We start from the raw sequence: 20,093 nt of genomic DNA on the forward strand, positions 1-20,093 counted from the left end.
AAAATGTATACGTATTCATTTTGCTGGCATCAAGCATGGGAGTCACCATGGGAATCCAATTCAAGCCCCTGCCCAGCGTGCTGGGCGCCGAAGTGAGCGGCGTGACGCTGCGCGGCCTCAGCGACCCGCAGGCGCTGGCCGAACTGCGGCGCGGGATGGACGAGTACGCGGTGCTGGTCTTCCGCGGCCAGCCGCTGAGCAACGAAGAGCAGGTCGCGTTCTCCGAGCAGTTCGACGGCCGGCTGCACACCAAGACCTCGGTGGCGGTGCTGACCAAGAACCGCTTCGGCAACGAGGCGCTGACCGACATCTCCAACGTGGGCGCCGACGGCAACATCCTCGGCGCGCAGGACCGCCTGCGCATGAGCACCATCAGCAACCGGCTGTGGCACACCGACGCCTCGTTCGAGAACCCGCCCGGCCGGTACTCGCTGCTGTCGGCCCGCGTGGTGCCGCCGGTGCGGGCCGACACCGAGTTCGCCGACATGCGCGCCGCCTACGATGCGCTGAGCGACGAGCAAAAGGTCGAGGTGGAAGGCCTCAAGGTGCACCACTCCATCGTCTACTCGCGCGAAGTGATGGGCTTCGAGTTCACCGCCGAGGAGCGCGAGCGGCTCAAGGGCGCCGTGCAGCCGCTGGTGCGCACGCTGCCGGCCACAGGGCGGCGCTCGCTGTACCTGGCCTCGCATGCCCAGCATATCGTGGACATGCCGGTGCCCGAGGGCCGCCTGCTGCTGCGCGACCTGATGGAGCACGCCACCCAGCCGCGCTTCTGCCACCGCCACGAGTGGCGGCCCGACGACCTGGTGATCTGGGACAACCGCACCACCATGCACCGCGCCCGCCCCTTCGACGACAAGAAGTACCGCCGCGAGCTGCGGCGCACCACGACCCTGGACCTCTGAGCCGCCACTCCAGGCGCCCTCCCCCACCAACAGGCCTTGCGCATGACGATCAAGCTCCGTAGAACCTTCCTCCGGCTGTGTGGCGCCTGCGCCGCTGCCGCCGCCCTCGCCTCCAGCGCCTACGCCCAGGCCTGGCCCGCCCGGCAGCCGATACGCTTCGTCGTGCCCTACCCGCCGGGCGGGGCCTCGGACATTACCGCCCGGGTGCTGGCGCAGAAGCTCACCGACGCGCTGGGCCAGGCCGTGGTGGTGGAAAACCGCCCGGGCGCCAACGGCATCATCGCGCTGGAACTGGTCGCCAAGGCGCCGCCGGACGGCTACACGCTGCTGATGGGCAACCTGGGCCCCAACGCCATCAACCCCGCCGTCTACGCCAAGCTGCCCTACGACGCGCTCAAGGGTTTCACGCCCATCACGCTGACCTCGGTGGTGCCGCTGGTGGTGCTGGTGGCGCCCAGCGCGCCCTACCAGAGCCTGCCCGAGCTGCTGGCCTATGCCAAGGCGCACCCCGGCAAGCTGACCTTTGCATCGGCGGGCAACGGCTCATCCAACCACATGGCGGGCGAAATGCTCAAGACCATGGCCCAGGTCGCCATGGTGCACGTGCCCTACAAGGGCGATGCGCCCGGCCTGCAGGACGTGATCGCCGGCACGGTGAACCTGGCGATGCCAACGGTCATCGGCGGCATCGCGTCGGTCAACGCCGGCCTGCTCAAGCCGCTGGCGGTGACGGGCAGCAAGCGCTCCGCGGCGCTGCCCGAGGTGCCGACCATCGCCGAGAGCGGGGTGCCGGGCTTCGAGGCCAGCTCCTGGGGCGGCGTCATGGGGCCGGCCGGCATGCCCCGCCCCGTCGTGGAGCGCCTGCACCGCGAGATCGCCCGGATCCTGCAGCTGCCCGAGGTCTCCAGCAAGCTCGCCTCGCTGGGGGCCGAGATCGTCGGCTCCGGCCCCGACGAGTTCGGCCGCTTCCTGGACGACGAGGTCAAGAAATGGACCTCGGTGGCCAAGGCCAACCGCATCAGGCTGGACTGACGCCCGCTCCGCCCAAACCACCCGAGCTGCCGCGCTGCACCAGCCGGTAGGGCACCCGCAGGTGCTCCGCCGGGCTGTCGTCGCCTTCCAGGCGGCGGCGCAGGCAGTCCACCGCGGCGCTGACCAGCGCGCTGCGCGACTGGTCCACCGTCGTCAGGTCGAACGAGCCCCACGAGGCCATGGGCACGTTGTCGGCCCCCACCACCCAGACATCGCCGGGCACGCGCAGGCCCATCTGCCTCAGCCCGTCCAGCGCCCCGATGGCCACGATGTCGTTGACGCCGAAGATCCCATCCAGTTGATGCTCGGCCATCAGCGCCCGGGCCGCCTGCAGGCCGTTCGCGTAGTTGAAGCTGGCCACGCGGGCCACGGGCACCTGCTGCGCCGCTATGCCGGCGGCCGCCAGGTGCGCGAGGAACCCCTCCTCGCGCTCGCGCAGCGTGTTGGGCAGGCGCTCGCCCGAGATCAGGCCCAGGCGCCTGCGCCCGCCCTCCAGCAGGTAGCGGGCCACGGCCTCGCCGCTGAGGCGGTTGTCGCAGGAGAACTGGTCCAGCCGCGACGAGGCCACGGTGCGGTGGATCAGCACCAGCGGAATCCGCTGCGCCAGCGTGTGCAAGAAGTCCGAGGCCTCGGACATGGCCGTGGTGGCGATCACGCCGTCCACGCCGGCGTTGGCCAGCACCGGCAGCGCGCGCTCGTCGAAGTCCTCCTCTTCCCAGACCGTGGCCAGCAGGCCCAGCGGGCGCAGCTGCGCCGTCAGCTCCTGCAGCAGCGCCGGGTACAGGGGGTTGACGGTGACGTTGGCCACCACCAGCGCAATCAGGTTCGAGCGCCGCGTGCGCATGGCCCGGGCCGCGGCGTTCGGCGCATAGCCCGATTCGGCGATCACCTTCAGGATGGCGTCGCGGGTTTCCGGGTGGACCAGGGTCGATCCCTGCAGCACGCGCGATACCGTGGCCTGCGAAAACCCGGAGATGCGGGCGATGTCCCGACTCGTCAATGCTCTGCTCATGATGCTGCGAATCTACCGCAAGCCCGGGCCGCCGAGACGCCGGCCGCCGCTCACTCCGAGTACAGGGCGGGCCGGCGCGCCCAGTCGCGCTCCTGCTTGAGCCAGCGCTTGAGTTCGTCCGGGTCGTGCCGCAGCTCGCGCAGGAAGAGCTGCAGCGCCTGGCTGTCGGCCTGCAGCTGCTGCATCTGCGTGCGCAGCAGCGCCATCAGCTTGGCGGGCTGGTAGCCGCGCGCCGGCGGCAGGCCGAATTCGCGGGCGAACGCCAGGCCGGCGCCGGCCACCTCGCGCTGCAGTCCGGCCAGCTGCTCGGCGAGCACCCGGTTGTAGTGCGCCAGGCGCTCGTCGCTGAACGAGGCCAGCTTCGCCGGGTCGAGGTGCTCGGCCTCCCATTGCAGCTCCAGCAGTTCGAGCAGGTTGCCCGCGTCGTAGGCCCGGTTGGCGCGCTGCATCAGCGCCGTCTTGCGCTCGCGCTCGACGGGGTCGCTCTCGCGGTCGGGGTGCAGGCTGCTGGCCAGCCGGCGGTAGACCTCGCGCAGCGACTGGCTGGCCTGCTTGGCCTCGTGCTGCTGCTTCTGCTCGCGGCTGCCGGGCTTTTTCCGGCGCTTGGCCTGGTGCGCGGCCCGCGCCTGCTCGGCGCGCTGGCGGGCGGCCTCCATCTGCTCCTCCACCTGGCGCGCCACGGCTTCGGGCGAATCGGGGTCCGCCGCCTCCCCTTCTTCCTCAACCAGCGGAGCGGCCTCGGCCTGCGGCGCAGCCGCGTCTTCTGCCGGGGCATAGCGCTCATGCAGTGCCTGCATCGCCGCGCGCAGGGCCTCGTCGCGTGCACCCTCGGCCAGGATGGCGGCGGTGCTGGCGATCAGCTCGTGCAGCTGGGCGCGGTCGGCCTTGGAGAGCTTGCGGTCGGCCATGCCGTCGAGCAGTTGCACCAACTCGGCATGCAGCCCATGGTAGGCATCGAGCAGCGGCAGGTAGTCGCGCGCATGCCGCTGGCGGTAGGCCGCGACCGCCGTGTCCCAGACGCCCAGCGCCTCGCGCTGCTCGGCGATGCGCTGCACCAGGGTGTTGAACTGCGCCTGCGGCGCAGACAGCGGTGCCGCGAGCGCACCGGCGGCGAGGTGGATGACGGAGGATGGCTGGCGCTGCATAGCCCGCCATTGTGGCCCAGCGGCCGGCCCACGCGGGCCGCATACGCCAGGATATTTTCATGCCAAATTGGCCTTCAGCGCCCTACCATCAAGCGCAAGCAGCTATTGTTTTTGACCTAGGGCCGGCGTCAGGCGAGCGGCGGGCCGCCGGCGGCCACTGGGCGATCGCGCTACCATCTCGGCCTCTTTTTGCTTGATAGCCCCAAGCCATGATCCGAATTTCCGAACTGAAGCTGCCGCTGGCGGCGATCACCTTCGACCCCGAGAACCACACGGAATTCCACCCGCTGGACGCGCTGCGCGCGCTGGCCGCACGGACGCTGGCGGTCGATGCCGGGCGCATTGCCGACGTGCATGTGCACAAGCGCAGCTTCGACGCGCGCAAGGCCGACCTGCAGGCCGTCTACATCGTCGACGTGCGGCTCGACGATGCCGCGCTGGCCGAATCGCTGCTGCTGCAGCTCGAACCGAACCCGCATGTGCAGCGCACGCCCGACATGGCCTGGAAGCCGGTGGCCCAGGCCCCGGCCGGGCTGGCCGAGCGCCCGGTGGTCGTGGGCTTTGGCCCCTGCGGCATCTTTGCGGCGCTGGTGCTGGCGCAGATGGGCTTTCGCCCCATCGTGCTCGAGCGCGGCAAGCCGGTGCGCGAGCGCACCCGGGACACCTGGGGCCTGTGGCGCAAGCGCCAGCTCACGCCCGAGTCGAACGTGCAGTTCGGCGAAGGCGGCGCCGGCACCTTCAGCGACGGCAAGCTCTACAGCCAGATCAAGGACCCGCGCCACCTGGGCCGCAAGGTGATGCAGGAGTTCGTCGCCCACGGCGCGCCGCCCGACATCCTCTACGCCGCCCACCCGCACATCGGCACCTTCAAGCTGGTCAAGGTGGTGGAAGGCATCCGCGAGGAGATCATCCGCCTGGGCGGCGAGATCCGCTTCGAGCAGCGCGTGACCGACGTGCGCCTCGACGAATCCGGCGGCCAGCGCCGCTTGGCGGCCCTGCAGGTGCTGAACAACGCCACCGGCGAGCACTACGAGCTGCCCGCCACGCAGGCCGTGCTGGCACTGGGCCACAGCTCGCGCGACACCTTCGCCATGCTGTACGAGCGCGGCGTGCAGATGGAGGCCAAGCCGTTCTCGGTGGGTTTCCGCATCGAACACCCGCAGAGCGTGATCGACCGCGCCCGCTGGGGCCGGCATGCCGGCCACCCGCTGCTGGGTGCGGCCGACTACAAGCTGGTGCACCACGCGAAGAACGGCCGCGCCGTCTACAGCTTCTGCATGTGCCCGGGCGGCACGGTGGTGGCCGCCACCAGCGAACCCGAGCGCGTGGTGACCAACGGCATGAGCCAGTACTCGCGCGCCGAGCGCAATGCCAACGCCGGCATGGTCTGCGCCATCAACCCCGAGGACTACCCGCAGGACGCCGAGAGCTTCGCCTGGGCCTTCGGCGGCAAGACCTACGGTGCGGAGCACCTGCAGCCGGGCGAATTCCACCCGCTGTCGGGCATCGTGCTGCAGCGCCGGCTCGAATCCGCGGCCTATGTGCTGGGCGGCAGCAACTACAGCGCGCCGGGCCAGCTGGTGGGCGACTTCGTCCAAGGCCAGCCCTCGCGCGACTTTGGCGAGGTGCAACCCTCGTACCGGCCCGGCGTCACGCTGGGCGACCTGCACCCTGCGCTGCCCGCCTACGCCATCGAGGCCATGCGCGAGGCCCTGCCGGCCTTCGGCAAGAAGATCCGCGGCTACGACATGGCGGACGCCGTGCTCACCGGCGTGGAGACGCGCACCTCGTCGCCGCTCAAGATCGGCCGCGACGCCAGCTACCAGAGCCTGAACACCCTGGGCCTGTACCCGGCGGGCGAAGGCGCGAGCTACGCGGGCGGCATCCTGTCGGCGGGCGTGGACGGCATCAAGGTGGGTGAGGCGGTAGCGCTACGGATTGTGGAGCAGCTGGCGCACGATGGCATTGCCCAAACGGCTTAAATTACCCTTAATGCCGCGAACCTGTCGGCATTGCACCTCAAATCGATAGAAAAGCCCCATACGGTAGCTGCCACGGCATATAGGGCTTCTATACTCGCCTCCATCTTTCCGGTCCCACCACGGAGTTTGGAATGCGACGATCCGTCCGCCGGGCAGCGGCGCTGGCCCTGCCGGCCACCCTGCTGCCCCTGGCCGCCTTCGCGGTCGACGCCGATGCGCCGGCCTCTGCGCTGTCGGGCTGGACCTTCGGCGTGGCGCCCTACACCCACCACTTCTCCGAAGCCAGGCAGGAGCACGACTACGAGCCGGAGAACGCCAAGCACGCGTATGTCTGGCTGCTGGATGCCGAGAAGCGCCTGGACGAGCGCCATGTCGCCGGCCTGGCCATCTTCAACAACTCCTTCGGCCAGCCCAGCCAGTTCGCGTACTACGGCTGGCGCCTGCGGCCGTTCGACAGCGCGCCGCAGCTGTACTTCAAGCTCACCGGCGGCCTGATCCACGGCTACCGCTTTCCGTACCACAAGAAGATTCCGCTCAATACCCGCAGCGGCTGGGGCCTGAGCGCCATCCCGGCCATCGGCTGGAACTTCACGCCCGAATGGGGGGCGCAGGTGAATCTGCTGGGCAACTCTGCACTGATGTTCCAATTGAATTACAGTCTCAAGTAAGCGCCGCCCCGGATCCTCGAACCAGAGCACCCCACGGTGCTCTTTTTCTTGCCCCTTCCGGTTTCCGTTCCCCCCCACATGCATCAAGATACCCAACTGCTGCGCCAGGCCGTGGACCTGGCCCATGAGAACCGCCTGCGCGGCGGCCGCCCCTTCGGCGCCGTGCTGGCCAAAGACGGAGCGGTGCTGGCCACCGGCGTCAACGACATCGTGCACAGCCACGACCCCAGCACCCACGCCGAGATGCAGGCGCTGCGCGCCGGCACGCGCGCGCAGGCCAGCCCCAGCCTGGCCGGCTGCACCATCTATGCCAGCGGCCACCCCTGCCCCATGTGCCTCGCGGCGCTGGTGATGGCGGGCGCTGAGCAGGTCTTCTACGCCTTCGACAACCAGGACGCCGCGCCCTACGGCCTGTCCAGCGAAGGCGCCTACCAGCGGCTGCGCATGCCGCTGTCGCCGCCACCGCTGCCGCTGGCGCGGCTCGATACCGGCATCAGCGCCGCCCAGCTCTACGGCGATGCGCCGTGGCCCGAGGCCGGCCCGGCATGAGCACCCCGCTGAACCGTGCGCCCGGCCCCACGCTGCTGTGGCTGGCCGTGGTGGTGCTCACGGGCATGAACCTGCGCCCCTTCCTGACGGCCATCGGCCCGCTGGGGCCGCCCATCCAGTCGGCCACCGGCATGGGCCTCACGGCCATGTCCTGGCTCACGCTGCTGCCCATGGGGCTGATGGGCGTGGGCGCATTGCTGGCGCCGGGAACGCTGCGGCGCTGGGGTGCCCGCCGCGTGGTGGGCGTCTCGATGCTGCTGATCGCGCTGGGCTGCGCGCTGCGGATCGTGGCCGGCGCGGGCAGCGTGCTGCTGCTCAGCGCCGCCATCTGCGGCGCCGGCGTGGCCCTGGTGCAGGGCGTGTTTCCGGGCATCCTCAAGCGGCAGTTCCCGCTGCATGTGGCGCCGATGATGGGGCTGTACTCCGCGGCCCTGATGGGCGGCGGCGCGCTGGGTGCGCAATGGTCGCCGCTGTCGGTGCAGCTCGGGCTGGACTGGCAGGCCGCGCTGGCCCAGTGGGCCCTGCCGGTGCTGGTGGCACTGCCGCTGGTCTGGTACGCGCTGCGCGAGCAGAGCGAGGCCTCCACCGCGAGCGTCTCGGCCGTGGGCAACAGCAGCAACGCCACCAACTGGCTGCTGCGCCGCCCGCGCACCTGGCTGCTGATGGCCTGCTTCGGCCTGGTCAATGGCGGCTACGCCTCGGCCGTGGCCTGGCTCGCGCCGTACTACCAGGGACATGGAATGAGCGCCATCGCCAGCGGCTCGCTGGTGGCCATCATGGCCGTGGCGCAGGCCTGCGCGGCGCTGCTGCTGCCGCTGCTGGCAAGCCGCGGCGGACCGGACCGCCGCCCCTGGCTGTGGCTGACGCTGGCCTGCCAGGCCGTGGGCTTTGCGCTGCTCGCCTGGTGGCCCGATGCCGCGCCGCGCGCCATGGCCGTGGTGCTGGGCGTGGGCCTGGGCGGCTGTTTCGCGCTGGTGCTGGTGGCCACGCTGGACCACCTGCCCCACCCCATGCAGGCCGGCGCGCTCAGCGCGCAGATGCAGGGCGGCGGCTTCGTGATCGCCGCGCTCGCACCCTGGGTCGTGGCGCAGCTGCATGGCGCCAGCGGGGGCTTTCAGGCCGGCTGGCTCATGCACCTGGGCTGCGTGGCCGTGGTCACGCTGCTGGTGGCCCAACTGGCGCCGCAGCGCTATGCGCAGGCGATGCGCGCGCCAGCTTCCTGACGCTCAACGGCCCCAGTGCCCGCCGCGTGGGTACCAGCCGCGCGAGCCATGGTCCCACTGCCGCGGCACCCAGCGGTAGCCGCGGTGCGGCGGGGCTTCCCAGCGGCCCGGGCGCCATTGGTAGCGGCCGCCGCTCCAGTCCCAGTAGCCGCCGATCCACACGTGCACCGGCGACGGCGCCACGGTGACGATCTCGCTCTGCATGGGCGGCGGCGCTGCCGGCGTGTACACCACGGCGTCGTTCGTGGCGTAGTAGGGCTGGGCCGGGGCCACCACGCAGCCCGCGAGCACGATGCTGGCGCCCAGCGCCGCAGCCCAGGGGGCGAGGCGCTGGAGGTGGGAGGGGTTGGGTAAACGCATACATCCGTCCTTGTGATCCACCTGCGGAAGGTGGCCTGCCTATTCAACGGCCGGCGGGTGTCATGGTGCACGCCGCGGCGGTAAAGTGGGGTAAATCCCGCGCAAGTTACGCAAAGAAAAAGCACCGCCAGGCGGTGCTTTTTGGCAGGGGACGGAAACCCGATCAGCTGTTTTGCAGGGCAGCAATGCGCTGCTCGATGGGCGGGTGGGTCGAGAACAGCTGGCCGATGCCGCCGGCGATGCCCATGGCCGCCATGTTCTTGGGCAGCTCGCCCGGATGCATGCCGCCCAGGCGGGCCAGCGCATTCATCATCGGCTGCTTGCGGCCCATGAGCTGGGCGGCGCCGGCGTCGGCGCGGAATTCGCGCTGGCGCGAGAACCAGGCCACGATGATCGAGGCCAGCACGCCGAACAGGATGTCGAGCACGATGGTCGAGACGTAGTAGCCGATGCCGGGGCCGCTGTTTTCATTGTCGCGGCGCAGGAAGCTGTCGATGGCGTAGCCGATCACGCGCGACAGGAAGACCACGAAGGTGTTCATCACGCCCTGGATCAGCGCCATGGTCACCATGTCGCCGTTGGCGACGTGGGCCACCTCGTGGCCGATCACGGCCTCGACTTCCTCACGCGTCATGCCCTGCAGCAGGCCGGTGGAGACGGCCACCAGCGCCGAATTCTTGAACGCGCCGGTGGCGAAGGCATTGGGCTCGCCCTCGTAGATGCCCACCTCGGGCATCTTGATGCCGGCCTTGTCGGCGAACTTGCGCACAGTCTCGACGATCCAGGCCTCGTCGGCGTTGGACGGCTGGTTGATCACGCGCACGCCCGAGGACCATTTCGCCACGGGCTTGCTGATGAGCAGCGAGATGAACGCGCCGCCGAAGCCCATGATGAAGGCAAAGCCCAGCAGCGAGGTGAGATTGAGGCCGTTGGGCGTGAGATAGCGATTGACGCCCAGCAGGCTCGCGACGATGCCCAGCACCACAACCACGGCGATGTTGGTGAGCAGGAACAAGGCAATTCTTTTCATAGTGGGTTTCTCCAAAAAAGGGGAACGCAGTTCTTCGCCATATGGGGCTGCCAGGGCCGCATTGCAAGCGGCTGGCATCGATCGTTTTAGTTATCGTCGTTCTGGTGACCGGGCCGGGCGAAATACTGCAGAGTCGTCATAGAAGGAAAAGTTCTCGTTGTCCTTCCACCAGCCGGGCACACCGAGCACCGGCAGCGGCACAAAGGGCTTGTCCGCCAGGTGCTCCGCGCTCAGCTGGCCGGCAACGTCTGCATCGGTATTGTCCACGAGCCGCAGCGGTTGCGGCAGACAAATCACGTGTGCGGTGACTGGTTTTCTCGGCTGCACCAGTTTTTCGAGCAGCGCATGGCCGAACAGCAGCAGCCGGGCCTGCTGCCATTCAGGGCGCAGCTCGACGAACAGCCGCTGCCACTGGCGCTCGCGCAGGGCCTGCCAGACCGGCTCGCTGGCGATGAGGAAGGCGCCGTTCTCGTCGAGCAGCGTGATGGCGTCGCGCAGCGGCCCGCGGTGCTGCCCCACGCCGGCCCGGGCGATGGCCTCGGCCTGCAAGGCGTTCAGGCGGGCCTTGGTCTGCGCAAAGCGCTGCCACACCAGGCCGTTGAACCAGTCGTGCAGGTTGTCGCGCGTGGGCACGGTGCGCGTGCGCCGCACGAAGTGCTCGTAGGCCTCGCCTTCAGGCAGCTCGTGCTGCGGCACGAAGCGGCGGCCGCAGTCGCCCAGGGCATCAAGCAGTTGCCATACCGCGGCGCCGGGCTGCGCCGCCAGCACGGCCTGCGCGCGCTGCTGCAGCGCGGCATAGGGCTGCAGCCACGGGCGCGACCAGTCCACCGCTGCCAGCATGGCTGCACCTGCACAGGGATTTTGAATGAAATCGACCTCTGATGCCCTATCCATAAGCGCAAACAGCTATATATTAAATAGCAAAATCAGCGCAACTTCCACGGCAGCGCATCGCCCGAGCGCAGCGGCTTGAGCTCGGCCTCGCCGAACGGGAAGCTGGCCGGCGGCGTCCAGCTTTCGCGCACCAGCGTGATCTGCTCCTGGTTGCGCGGCAGGCCGTAGAAGTCGGGGCCGTGCAGGCTGGCAAAGCCCTCCAGCTTGTCGAGCGCGCCCACGCTGTCGAAGGCCTCGGCGTACATCTCGATCGCGGCATGCGCGGTGTAGCAGCCGGCGCAGCCGGTGGCGTGCTCCTTCAGGTGCGCGGCGTGCGGCGCGCTGTCGGTGCCCAGGAAGAACTTGGGGCTGCCGCTGGTGGCGGCCTGCACCAGGGCCAGGCGGTGCTCTTCGCGCTTGAGGACCGGCAGGCAGTAGTAGTGCGGGCGGATGCCGCCGGTGAAGATGGCATTGCGGTTGAACAGCAGGTGCTGCGCGGTGATGGTGGCACCGGTGTTCGCATCGCTGCCGGCCACGTATTGCGCGGCCTCCTTGGTGGTGATGTGCTCGAACACGATCTTCAGGCCCGGGAAGTCGCGGCGCAGCGGGATCATCTGCTGCTCGATGAACACGGCCTCGCGGTCGAACAGGTCGATGTCGCTGCCCGTCACCTCGCCGTGCACCAGCAGCAACAGGCCGTGGCGCTGCATGGCTTCGAGCGTGGGGTAGATCTTGCGGATGTTGGTGACGCCCGCGTCGCTGTTGGTGGTGGCGCCGGCCGGGTAGAGCTTGCAGGCCACGATGCCGGCCACCTTGGCGCGCGCGATTTCCTCGGGTGCCAGGTTGTCGGTGAGGTACAGGGTCATCAGCGGCTCGAAGCTGGCGCCCGCGGGCACGGCGGCCAGGATGCGCGCCTTGTACGCCAGCGCCTGTTCGGTGGTCGTGACCGGCGGGCGCAGGTTGGGCATGACGATGGCGCGGCCGAACTGCGCCGCGGCGTGCGGCACCACGGTATCCAGCACGTCGCCATCGCGCAGATGGATGTGCCAGTCGTCGGGCCGCAGGAGGGAGAGGGTCTGGATCGTGGTCATCCGGGTATTGTCTCACCGCCCCCGAACCTGTTTACGATGGCAGGCACACACAAGGAAACGCCCATGCCCTTCGATCCCCGCCCCGCTCCCCTGACCGCCATCGAGGCCCGCGTGCTCGCCACGATGATGGAAAAGGCCCGCACCGTGCCCGACAGCTACCCGCTCACGCTCAACGCCCTGGTCACTGGCTGCAACCAGAAATCCAGCCGCGACCCGGTGATGGAAGTGAGCGAGGGCGAGGCGGTGGAGGCGCTGGACCAGCTGCGCCAGCGCAGCCTGGCGGTGCAGATCAGCGGCAACCGCGCGACGCGCTGGGAGCACAATTTTCCGCGCGGCGTGGGCGTGCCCGACCAGTCGGCCGTGCTGCTGTCGCTGCTGATGCTGCGCGGCCCGCAGACCGCCGGCGAGCTGCGCATCAACGCCGAGCGCTGGCACCGCTTTGCCGACATCTCCTCGGTCGAGGCCTTTCTTGACGAGCTGCGCGAGCGCAGCGAGGAAAAGGGCGGCCCGCTGGTGGAGCAGCTGCCGCGCGCGCCCGGGGCCCGCGAGCAGCGCTGGGCCCACCTGCTGTGCGGTCCCATCGATGTGGCCGCGCTGCAAAGCGCCGCCAGCGCCGCCCCCACGGGCCAGGCCGGCGCCCTGCAGCAGCGCGTGGAAGCACTGGAAACCGAGGTGGTCCAGCTGCGCGCCACCGTGCAGCAGCTGTGCGAGGCGCTGGGCGTGGACGGTCCGCCGGCCTAGGTCCAATGGCGCGTGGCGCATCCAGTGAATGAAACTATCGCAGCCTCGTTACTTTTGTTAGCATCTGCGCTTATTCCAAAAATTCACTGAGGGAGATCCGCCATGCGCCTGTTGTTGCCCCTGCTTGCCCTGGTCACCGCTGCCTGGAGCAGCGCCGGCCTGGCCCAGACCACCCCGGATACCTGGGACAAGATCCGGAACACCCGGTCGGTCACCGTCGGTTTCCGGCCCGACTCCATCCCCTTCTCGTACGCCACCGAAGGCAGCGCCCCGGTGGGCTATGCCATCGACATCTGCAAGTCGCTGCTGGCCTCGCTGCAAAAAGAGCTGCAACTGCCGGCGCTGCAGATCAGCTACCGCGCCATCAACGGGCAGACGCGCTTCACCGATCTGGCCAGCGGCGCCATCGACCTGGACTGCAGCAACACCACCAACACCCGGGAGCGGCGCGAGACCAAGCAGGTCAGCTTCAGCATGCCCTACTACATCGCCGGCGCGCGCGTGCTGGCGGCCAGCGGCTCGAAGATCGAGGCCCTTGCCGATGCCAGCGGCAAGAAGGTCATCACCACCAAGGGCACGACCTCGGTCGCCATCCTCAAGGAAAAGGAAGACCTGGGCGGGCTGCGCTTCACCAAGTCCGAGTGCGTGAACCACGGCGAATGCTTCGCCGCGCTGCAAAAGCGCGCGGTCGATGCCTGGGTGATGGACGACATCGTGCTGGCCAGCTTCCGCGCCCAGGCCGAGAAGCCGGGCGACTACAAGATGGTGGGCAAGCTGCTGTCCATCGAGCCGCTGTCGCTGATGATGCGCGCCAGCGATACGCGGCTGAAGAAGTTCTTCGACGGCGAGATGCGCCGCATGGCGCAGAGCCACGAGATCGGCACGCTGTACAAGAAGTGGTTCGAGTCGCCGCTGCCGGGCAAGGGCTTCAACCTCAACATCCCCATGCCTTACCTGCTGAGCGACATGCTGCGCTACCCGTCGGACCAGTTCGACAACTGAGCCTCGCCAATAAAAAGCGGCCCCGAAGGGCCGCTGGCGTGTGCAGGCGCTGTGCGATCAGTGCTGCAGGATCTTGTTGAGGAACTCCTTGGTGCGCGGCTGGCGTGCATCGGGATTGCCGAAGAACTCATCCTTGCTGCAGTCCTCGAGGATCTTGCCGCCCACGTCCATGAAGATCACGCGGCTGGCCACCTTGCGCGCAAAGCCCATCTCGTGGGTCACGCACATCATGGTCATGCCTTCCTTGGCCAAGCCCACCATCACGTCCAGCACCTCGCCGACCATCTCGGGGTCGAGCGCCGAGGTGGGTTCGTCGAACAGCATCACGATCGGGTCCATCGACAGCGCGCGCGCAATGGCCACGCGCTGCTGCTGGCCGCCGGAGAGCTGGCCGGGGAACTTGTCCTTGTGCGCCATCAGGCCCACGCGGTCGAGCATCTTCAGGCCGCGCTTCTTGGCCTCGTCGACACTGCGGCCCAGCACCTTGATCTGCGCGATCGTGAGGTTCTCGGTCACCGACAGGTGCGGGAACAGCTCGAAGTGCTGGAACACCATGCCCACGCGGCTGCGCAGCTTGGGCAGGTCGGTCTTGGGATCGTGCACGGCCGTGCCGTCGACGTAGATCTCGCCCTTCTGGAAGGGTTCGAGCGCGTTGATGGTCTTGATCAGCGTGGACTTGCCCGAGCCCGAAGGCCCGCACACCACCACCACCTCGCCCTTCTGGATGTTGGTGGAGCAGTCCGTGAGCACCTGGAACGAGCCATACCACTTGGAGACGTTTTTCAGTTCGATCATTGCAATATTCCTTTAGGCCTCAGCGGATGATGGCAATCTTCTTGTGCAGGCGCTTGACCAGCCAGGACAGCGCAAAGCAGATGATGAAATAGAGGACGGCAGCCGCCAGGTAGGCCTCGACCGGGCGGCCGAAGTTCTTGCCCGCCACCTCGAAGCCCTTGAGCATGTCGTAGGCGCCGATGGCATACACCAGCGATGTGTCCTGGAACAGGATGATGGTCTGCGTCAGCAGCACCGGCAGCATGTTGCGGAAGGCCTGCGGCAGCACCACCAGGCGCATGTTCTGCCCGTAGGTCATGCCCAGCGCCTGGCCGGCGAACACCTGGCCGCGCGCAATCGACTGGATGCCGGCGCGCATGATCTCGCTGAAGTACGCAGCCTCGAAGGCCACGAAGGTGATGATGGCCGAGGCCTCCGCGCCGATGGGCTTGCCGATCAACAGCGGCACCAGCAGGAAGAACCACAGGATCACCATGACCAGCGGAACCGAGCGCATGCCGTTCACGTAGATGGTCGCGGGCACCACAAGCGCCTTCTTGCCCGACAGGCGCATCAGCGCCAGCAGGGTACCGAAGAAGACACCGCCCAGCGTCGCGATCACCGTCAGCATCAGGCTGAAGCCCAGGCCCTTGATGATGAAGTTCTGGATCAGGTCCCAGTTGTAGAACGAGAAATCAAGATTGAGGTTCATCTCAGTGGCCTCCCGTTCCGCCCGAGGCGATGAAGCCCGGCACGCGGCTCTTCTTCTCGATGAAGGCCATGATGCGGTTGATCGCGAAGGCCGAGATCACGTACAGCCCCGTCACCGCCAGATAGACCTCGATGCCGCGCGAGGTTTCCTCCTGCGCCTGCATGGCGAACAGCGTCAGCTCGGCCACCGACACGGCGAACGCCACCGACGAGTTCTTGAAGATGTTCATCGCCTCGCTGGTCAGCGGCGGAATGATGATGCGGTAGGCCATGGGCAGCAGCACATAGCGGTAGTACTGGAAGGTCGTGAAGCCCAGTGCCATGCCGGCATAGCGCTGGCCGCGCGGCAGCGCCTGGATGCCCGAGCGCAGCTGCTCGGCGATACGCGCCGACGTGAAGAAGCCCAGCGCCAGCACCACCAGCACGAAGCCGGGCACGGACTTCATCGCCGGGAAGATCGCCGGCACCACGTGGTACCACAGGAAGATCTGCACCAGCAGCGGAATATTGCGGAACAGCTCCACCCAGGCATTGCCGAAGCGCACCACCCACGGCCGGTCCGGCAGGGTGCGCAGGGTACCGATGAAAGAGCCCACGATCAGCGCGATGAGCAGCGCCAACAGCGATACGGAAACCGTCCAGCCCCAGGCGGACAGGAGCCAGTCCAGGTAGGTGACGTCGCCGTTCTTGCCGAAACAGCCCTGTACCACCTGGCGCTCGATGGTGTCCTCGCAGAACACCTGCCAATCCCAACTCATAGGATTACCTCATTATTGTTGTCTTGGTCCCAGGCACTCTACACGACAACGCGTGAGAGCACCAACGAAAACGCCTCTTCAAACGCCGTTTGAAGAGGCGCCGCAACCCGGTCGATTACTTCTGTGCGTAATCTTCCATGGGCTTGTCGTTGGGGTGTGCCCAGGCTTCCTTGGTGGCTTCGGACAGCGGCAGGCCCACCTTCACGTTGTTCGGCGGAATGGGCTGCATGAACCACTTGTCGTACAGCTTGGCCAGCGAGCCGTCCTTGATCTGGCGCACGATGCTCTCATCCACGGCCTTCTTGAAGGCGGCGTCGTCCTTGCGCAGCATGCAGGCGATGGGCTCGACCGACAGCACTTCGCCGACGATCTTGAAGTCCTGCGGGCTCTTGGCCTTGGAGATGTTGGCGGCCAGGATGGAGCCGTCCATGATGAAGGCGTCGGCACGGCCGGACTCCAGCATCAGGAAGCTGTCGGCGTGGTCCTTGCCCATGACTTCCTTGAAGGTCAGGCCATCGGCGCGCTTGTTGCGGCGCAGCGTCTGCACCGAGGTGGTGCCGGTCGTGGTCACGATGCTCTTGCCGTTCAGGTCCTTGATGCCGGTGATGCCCGAGTTGGCCTTCACGGCGATGCGCACTTCTTCCACGTAGGTGGTGAAGGCAAAGGCTGCATCCTTGGCGCGCGCCTGGTTGTTGGTGGTGGAGCCGCACTCCAGGTCCACCGTGCCGTTCTGCACCAGCGGCACGCGGTTCTGCGAGGTCACCGGCTGGTAGTTGACGTTCAGCTTGGCCAGGCCCAGCTTCTTCTGCAGGTCACCGACGATGTTCTCGGCCATCTCGGTGTGGAAGCCCACGTACTTGCCGTTGCCCAGGGTGTAGCCCAGGCCGGAGGACTCGCGCACGCCCAGGGTGATGGAGCCTGAAGACTTGATCTTCGCCAAGGTATCGCCGGCCTGCGCCATGGCGCTGCCTGCGGCCAAAACGGTAACGGCCAGAGCAAGCAAGTGTTTCTTCATCTTCAGTTCCTCCTGTGCAAAAAAAGTGCATGACACCAAGGGTCCATGGCATCGCCACGGGGTCATGCAGGCTGTAAGCAAGTTTGACACCAAACCGCATGGGTGTGCGGTAATTGTCCGATCTTTTCACCGCAAACCATCAAAAAACGCAGCCAGGGATAGTGGTTGCGCCCTGCGGTGGGCCGCGAGCATCGCATATCTTTGCGGCCGCATCATTAGAAATTACCCTGCAAACCCCTCGGGTGGATAGCCTGCGCCCAGCGCGTCGTCAGGCGCGGTCGGGGTTGCGCGCCAGCAGGTATTCCCACAGGGCCTGCGCCGTGCGCTTGACCGCGTCCTTGGATGCCGGCTTCTCGCGGTAGGCACGCACATCCATCTCCACTTCCCAGGCGCTGGAGACGGGCTCGTCGGCGCGCACCAGCTTCTTGGCCTTGAACTCCTTGCGGATCGCGCTCTGCGGCAGGAAGGCCAGGCCATGCCCCTCCATCGCCATGGCCTTCAGGCCCTCGGCCATGTCGGTCTCGTAGACCCGGTCGAGGTGGGCGGGCTCGTCGGCTTGTTTCAGCGCCAGGTCGGTGACGCGGCTGAGGTAGGCACCCGGCGCATAGCCCAGGAAGGGCAGCGGCACCTCGGCCGTGCCCGGCAGCGGGAACAGCGGCTGCCCGTCCAGCCCCGGCTTGCAGTAGGGCGCCAGGACCTCACGTCCCAGGCTCACCATCTCGTAGCGCGCGGGATCGAGCTGTATGGGCTGCGAGGCATGGTGGTAGGCGATCAGCAGGTCGCAGCCGCCCTCCACCAGGCGGATCACCGCGTCATGCACGTTCAGCGCCATCAGCCGGCTCTTGAACAGGCCGAAGTCGTTGCGCAGGCCGGAAACCCAGGTCGGGAAGAACGTGAACGCCAGCGTGTGCGGCACGGCGAAGTCCACCAGGTCCTTGCCGGACGAGGCATGCACCCGCAGCATGGCGCGCGTGCTCTGCACCGCCTGCAGGATCTCGATGGCCTGGGTGTACAAGGTCTTGCCCGCGGGTGTGAGCCGCGTGGGGTAGGAGCTGCGGTCCACCAGGTCGGCGCCGGCCCACGACTCCAGCGCCTGGATGCGGCGCGAGAAGGCAGGCTGCGTCACATGGCGCAGCTGCGCCGAGCGGCTAAAGCTGCGCGTCTCCGCCAAGCTCACAAAATCTTCAAGCCATTTGGTTTCCATCCGAGCATTATCGGCAAAGCTAGAGTGCTCGACAGCGATAATGCACGGGCGCTATCGATTACCAATCCGATAGCCGCTGCGCAGGCGCCCACAAGGCAGCCCTTCCCTTGCCACTTCGCTGAGATTCCGTGGACACGCACCGGCGCCGGTGGCGTGTTCGTTTTTCGTCCGGTGCCTGCCATGCCATCACAACAAGACCTACCTGCGGCCAACACGCCCTCCACCCCCCCGCCCGCGCGCGGCCTCTGGCTCGAAGACTGGCTCACCGTCGTCGTCATGGCGCTGCTGGCCCTGATTACCTTTGCCAACGTGCTGGTGCGCTACTTCACCAACAGCTCGTTCGCCTGGACGGAGGAGATCTCGGTCTTCCTGATGATCGTGCTCGCGCTGGTGGCCGGCTCGGGTGCCGTGGCGCGCGACCTGCACATCCGCATCGAATACTTCGCTCAGGGCGGCGATGCGCGCCGGCGCAAGGCCCTGGCCCGCTTCGGCTCGCTGATGGTGGCGCTGCTGTTCGGTGTGATCGCGGTGCTCAGCGTGCGCGTGGTCTACGACGACTTCCGCTTCGAGGAGACCTCGCCCGGCATCGGCGTGCCGCAGTGGTGGTATTCGGTGTGGCTGCCGGTGTTCTCGGCGCTGATCACGCTGCGCGCGCTGGGCCTGTACCTGCGCCAGGGCCAGGCCAGCTATGCCGCCGTCGATGAAGGGGAGGCCGCATGATCGCCACGCTGCTCTTCGTCGTCTTCCTGCTCATGATGTTCGTGGGCGTGCCCATTGGCGCCGCGCTGGGCCTGGCCGGGGCCGCCGCCATCGCGCTGGCCAATGCCGATGCGCAGTGGTTCGGCCTGCTGGCCGTGCCGCAGAACTTCTATGCCGGCCTGGGCAAGTACCCGCTGCTGGCCATCCCCATGTTCGTGCTCGTGGGATCGATCTTCGACCGCTCGGGCGTGGCGCTGCGCCTGGTCAACTTCGCCATCGCCATCGTGGGCCGCGGCCCGGGCATGCTGCCGCTGGTGGCCATCGTCGTGGCCATGTTCCTCGGCGGCATCTCGGGCTCGGGCCCGGCCAACGCGGCCGCCGTGGGCGGCGTGATGATCGCGGCCATGAGCCGCGCCGGCTACCCCGGCAGCTTCTCGGCCAGCGTGGTCGGGGCCGCCGCGGCCACCGACATCCTGATCCCGCCGTCGGTGGCCTTCATCATCTACTCGGTGCTGGTGCCGGGCGCCTCGGTGCCGGCGCTGTTCGCCGCCGGCATGGTGCCGGGCGTGCTGGCCGGCATCGCGCTGATCGTGCCCGCCGTGTGGATGGCGCGCAAGCACAAGATGGGCGCGCTCGAGGCCACGCTGCCGCGCCCGCCGTTCTGGCAGAGCCTGCGCGAGGCCGCCTGGGGCCTGGCGGCGCCGGTGGTGATCCTCGGCGGCATGCGCGCCGGCTGGTTCACGCCCACCGAGGCCGCCGTGGTGGCGGTGTTCTACGGCCTCTTCGTGGGCATGTTCGTGCACCGCACCATCACGCTGCGCGACCTGTTTCCCATCCTGCGCGAGGCGGGCGAGCTGTCGGCAGTGATCCTGATCGTGGTGTCGCTGGCCGGCATCTTCGCGTTCTCGCTGTCCACGCTGGGCGTGATCGATCCGGTCACCAATGCCATCGTGAACTCGGGCCTGGGCGAATACGGCGTGCTGGCGCTGCTGATCCTGCTGCTGATCACCGTGGGCATGTTCCTCGATGGCGTGTCGATCTTCCTGATCTTCGTGCCGCTGCTCGCGCCCATCATGAACCACTACCACTGGAACCCCGTGTGGTTCGGCGTCATCCTCACGCTCAAGGTGGCGCTGGGCCAGTTCACGCCGCCGCTGGCGGTGAACCTGATGGTGTCGTGCCGCATCGCCGGCGTGCGCATGGAGTCCACCGTGCGCTGGGTCGGCCCCATGCTGCTGGCCATGTTCCTGGTGATGGTGGCGGTGATCGCCTGGCCCCAGCTGGCGCTGTGGCTGCCTGAGTACCTGGGTTATTAACTA

At 67.8% G+C, this 20,093-nt stretch carries 21 protein-coding genes; 10 read left to right on the forward strand and 11 right to left on the reverse strand.

All coding sequences use genetic code 11. The features are described 5' to 3' along the window. Window positions 1–47: 47 nt before the first annotated feature. Window positions 48–905, forward strand: a complete 858-nt coding sequence (locus ACYVKR_RS01855) for a TauD/TfdA dioxygenase family protein (RefSeq protein ID WP_460479011.1) — start codon at window positions 48–50, stop codon at window positions 903–905. Between the two features lie 42 nt (window positions 906–947). Further along, window positions 948–1,937, forward strand: coding sequence for a tripartite tricarboxylate transporter substrate binding protein (locus ACYVKR_RS01860; RefSeq protein ID WP_460479012.1), 990 nt, complete (start codon window positions 948–950; stop codon window positions 1,935–1,937). Here ACYVKR_RS01860 and ACYVKR_RS01865 read toward each other — a convergent pair. Further along, complete coding sequence (locus ACYVKR_RS01865) at window positions 1,924–2,949, reverse strand: LacI family DNA-binding transcriptional regulator (protein WP_460479013.1); 1,026 nt, start codon at window positions 2,947–2,949, stop codon at window positions 1,924–1,926. The two genes, ACYVKR_RS01860 and ACYVKR_RS01865, sit on opposite strands and share 14 nt — an antisense overlap. A gap of 50 nt (window positions 2,950–2,999) precedes the next feature. Further along, a complete protein-coding gene (locus ACYVKR_RS01870; protein WP_460479014.1) occupies window positions 3,000–4,094 on the reverse strand; it encodes a coiled-coil domain-containing protein in 1,095 nt (364 codons plus the stop codon). A gap of 209 nt (window positions 4,095–4,303) precedes the next feature. On the opposite strand from ACYVKR_RS01870, the gene ACYVKR_RS01875 reads away from it, so the two are divergent. The 4 genes from ACYVKR_RS01875 (at window position 4,304) to ACYVKR_RS01890 (ending at window position 8,516) form a co-directional block, all read left to right on the forward strand. Further along, window positions 4,304–6,076: an NAD(P)/FAD-dependent oxidoreductase gene (locus tag ACYVKR_RS01875; protein ID WP_460479015.1), complete on the forward strand. Its 1,773-nt coding sequence runs from the start codon at window positions 4,304–4,306 to the stop codon at window positions 6,074–6,076. Between the two features lie 131 nt (window positions 6,077–6,207). Then, complete coding sequence (locus ACYVKR_RS01880; RefSeq protein WP_460479016.1) at window positions 6,208–6,744, forward strand: hypothetical protein; 537 nt, start codon at window positions 6,208–6,210, stop codon at window positions 6,742–6,744. A 78-nt stretch (window positions 6,745–6,822) separates the two neighbouring features. After that, window positions 6,823–7,293 carry a nucleoside deaminase gene (locus ACYVKR_RS01885; protein WP_460479017.1) on the forward strand — a complete coding sequence of 157 codons (471 nt, stop codon included), beginning with the start codon at window positions 6,823–6,825 and terminating at the stop codon, window positions 7,291–7,293. After that, window positions 7,290–8,516, forward strand: coding sequence for an MFS transporter (locus ACYVKR_RS01890; protein WP_460479018.1), 1,227 nt, complete (start codon window positions 7,290–7,292; stop codon window positions 8,514–8,516). The genes ACYVKR_RS01885 and ACYVKR_RS01890 overlap by 4 nt, the downstream gene beginning before the upstream one ends. Before the next feature lie 3 nt (window positions 8,517–8,519). On the opposite strand, the gene ACYVKR_RS01895 is transcribed toward ACYVKR_RS01890, so the two are convergent. From ACYVKR_RS01895 to pyrC, 4 genes are all read right to left on the reverse strand, one after another. Beyond that, window positions 8,520–8,876 carry a hypothetical protein gene (locus ACYVKR_RS01895; RefSeq protein WP_460479019.1) on the reverse strand — a complete coding sequence of 119 codons (357 nt, stop codon included), beginning with the start codon at window positions 8,874–8,876 and terminating at the stop codon, window positions 8,520–8,522. Between the two features lie 163 nt (window positions 8,877–9,039). After that, entirely contained in the window at window positions 9,040–9,906 is an 867-nt protein-coding gene (htpX, locus tag ACYVKR_RS01900; RefSeq protein ID WP_460479020.1) for a heat shock protein HtpX, read from the reverse strand. A gap of 90 nt (window positions 9,907–9,996) precedes the next feature. Further along, complete coding sequence (locus ACYVKR_RS01905; protein WP_460479021.1) at window positions 9,997–10,746, reverse strand: DUF3025 domain-containing protein; 750 nt, start codon at window positions 10,744–10,746, stop codon at window positions 9,997–9,999. A gap of 86 nt (window positions 10,747–10,832) precedes the next feature. After that, window positions 10,833–11,870: a dihydroorotase gene (pyrC, locus tag ACYVKR_RS01910; protein WP_460479022.1), complete on the reverse strand. Its 1,038-nt coding sequence runs from the start codon at window positions 11,868–11,870 to the stop codon at window positions 10,833–10,835. A 63-nt stretch (window positions 11,871–11,933) separates the two neighbouring features. Here pyrC and ACYVKR_RS01915 point away from each other — a divergent pair, with 63 nt between their 5' ends. Both ACYVKR_RS01915 and ACYVKR_RS01920 read left to right on the forward strand, forming a co-directional pair. Beyond that, window positions 11,934–12,611, forward strand: a complete 678-nt coding sequence (locus ACYVKR_RS01915) for a YceH family protein (RefSeq protein ID WP_460479023.1) — start codon at window positions 11,934–11,936, stop codon at window positions 12,609–12,611. A 102-nt stretch (window positions 12,612–12,713) separates the two neighbouring features. Continuing rightward, window positions 12,714–13,613: an amino acid ABC transporter substrate-binding protein gene (locus ACYVKR_RS01920; protein ID WP_460479024.1), complete on the forward strand. Its 900-nt coding sequence runs from the start codon at window positions 12,714–12,716 to the stop codon at window positions 13,611–13,613. 57 nt (window positions 13,614–13,670) lie between these two features. Here the strand turns inward: ACYVKR_RS01920 and ACYVKR_RS01925 are convergent, their stop codons facing one another. The 5 genes from ACYVKR_RS01925 to ACYVKR_RS01945 all read right to left on the reverse strand — a co-directional run bounded on the left by ACYVKR_RS01925 (window position 13,671) and on the right by ACYVKR_RS01945 (window position 18,075). After that, window positions 13,671–14,408, reverse strand: a complete 738-nt coding sequence (locus ACYVKR_RS01925; RefSeq protein ID WP_460479025.1) for an amino acid ABC transporter ATP-binding protein — start codon at window positions 14,406–14,408, stop codon at window positions 13,671–13,673. A 19-nt stretch (window positions 14,409–14,427) separates the two neighbouring features. After that, complete coding sequence (locus ACYVKR_RS01930; protein WP_460479026.1) at window positions 14,428–15,099, reverse strand: amino acid ABC transporter permease; 672 nt, start codon at window positions 15,097–15,099, stop codon at window positions 14,428–14,430. Between the two features lies 1 nt (window position 15,100). Then, a complete protein-coding gene (locus ACYVKR_RS01935) occupies window positions 15,101–15,856 on the reverse strand; it encodes an amino acid ABC transporter permease (protein ID WP_460479027.1) in 756 nt (251 codons plus the stop codon). A 115-nt stretch (window positions 15,857–15,971) separates the two neighbouring features. Then, the gene (locus ACYVKR_RS01940; RefSeq protein ID WP_460479028.1) at window positions 15,972–16,871 is read right to left on the reverse strand and encodes a transporter substrate-binding domain-containing protein; all 900 of its coding nucleotides are present in this window, start codon (window positions 16,869–16,871) and stop codon (window positions 15,972–15,974) included. A 268-nt stretch (window positions 16,872–17,139) separates the two neighbouring features. Then, window positions 17,140–18,075 (reverse strand): LysR family transcriptional regulator, encoded by a 936-nt coding sequence (locus tag ACYVKR_RS01945; protein ID WP_460479029.1) that lies wholly within the window; start codon window positions 18,073–18,075, stop codon window positions 17,140–17,142. 180 nt (window positions 18,076–18,255) lie between these two features. Here ACYVKR_RS01945 and ACYVKR_RS01950 point away from each other — a divergent pair, with 180 nt between their 5' ends. Both ACYVKR_RS01950 and ACYVKR_RS01955 read left to right on the forward strand, forming a co-directional pair. Further along, the gene (locus ACYVKR_RS01950) at window positions 18,256–18,795 is read left to right on the forward strand and encodes a TRAP transporter small permease (RefSeq protein ID WP_460479030.1); all 540 of its coding nucleotides are present in this window, start codon (window positions 18,256–18,258) and stop codon (window positions 18,793–18,795) included. After that, entirely contained in the window at window positions 18,792–20,090 is a 1,299-nt protein-coding gene (locus ACYVKR_RS01955; protein ID WP_460479031.1) for a TRAP transporter large permease, read from the forward strand. Before ACYVKR_RS01950 ends, ACYVKR_RS01955 begins: the two co-directional genes overlap by 4 nt. The last annotated feature ends 3 nt before the right edge of the window (window positions 20,091–20,093 follow it).

The organism is Comamonas humi (genome assembly GCF_054782535.1).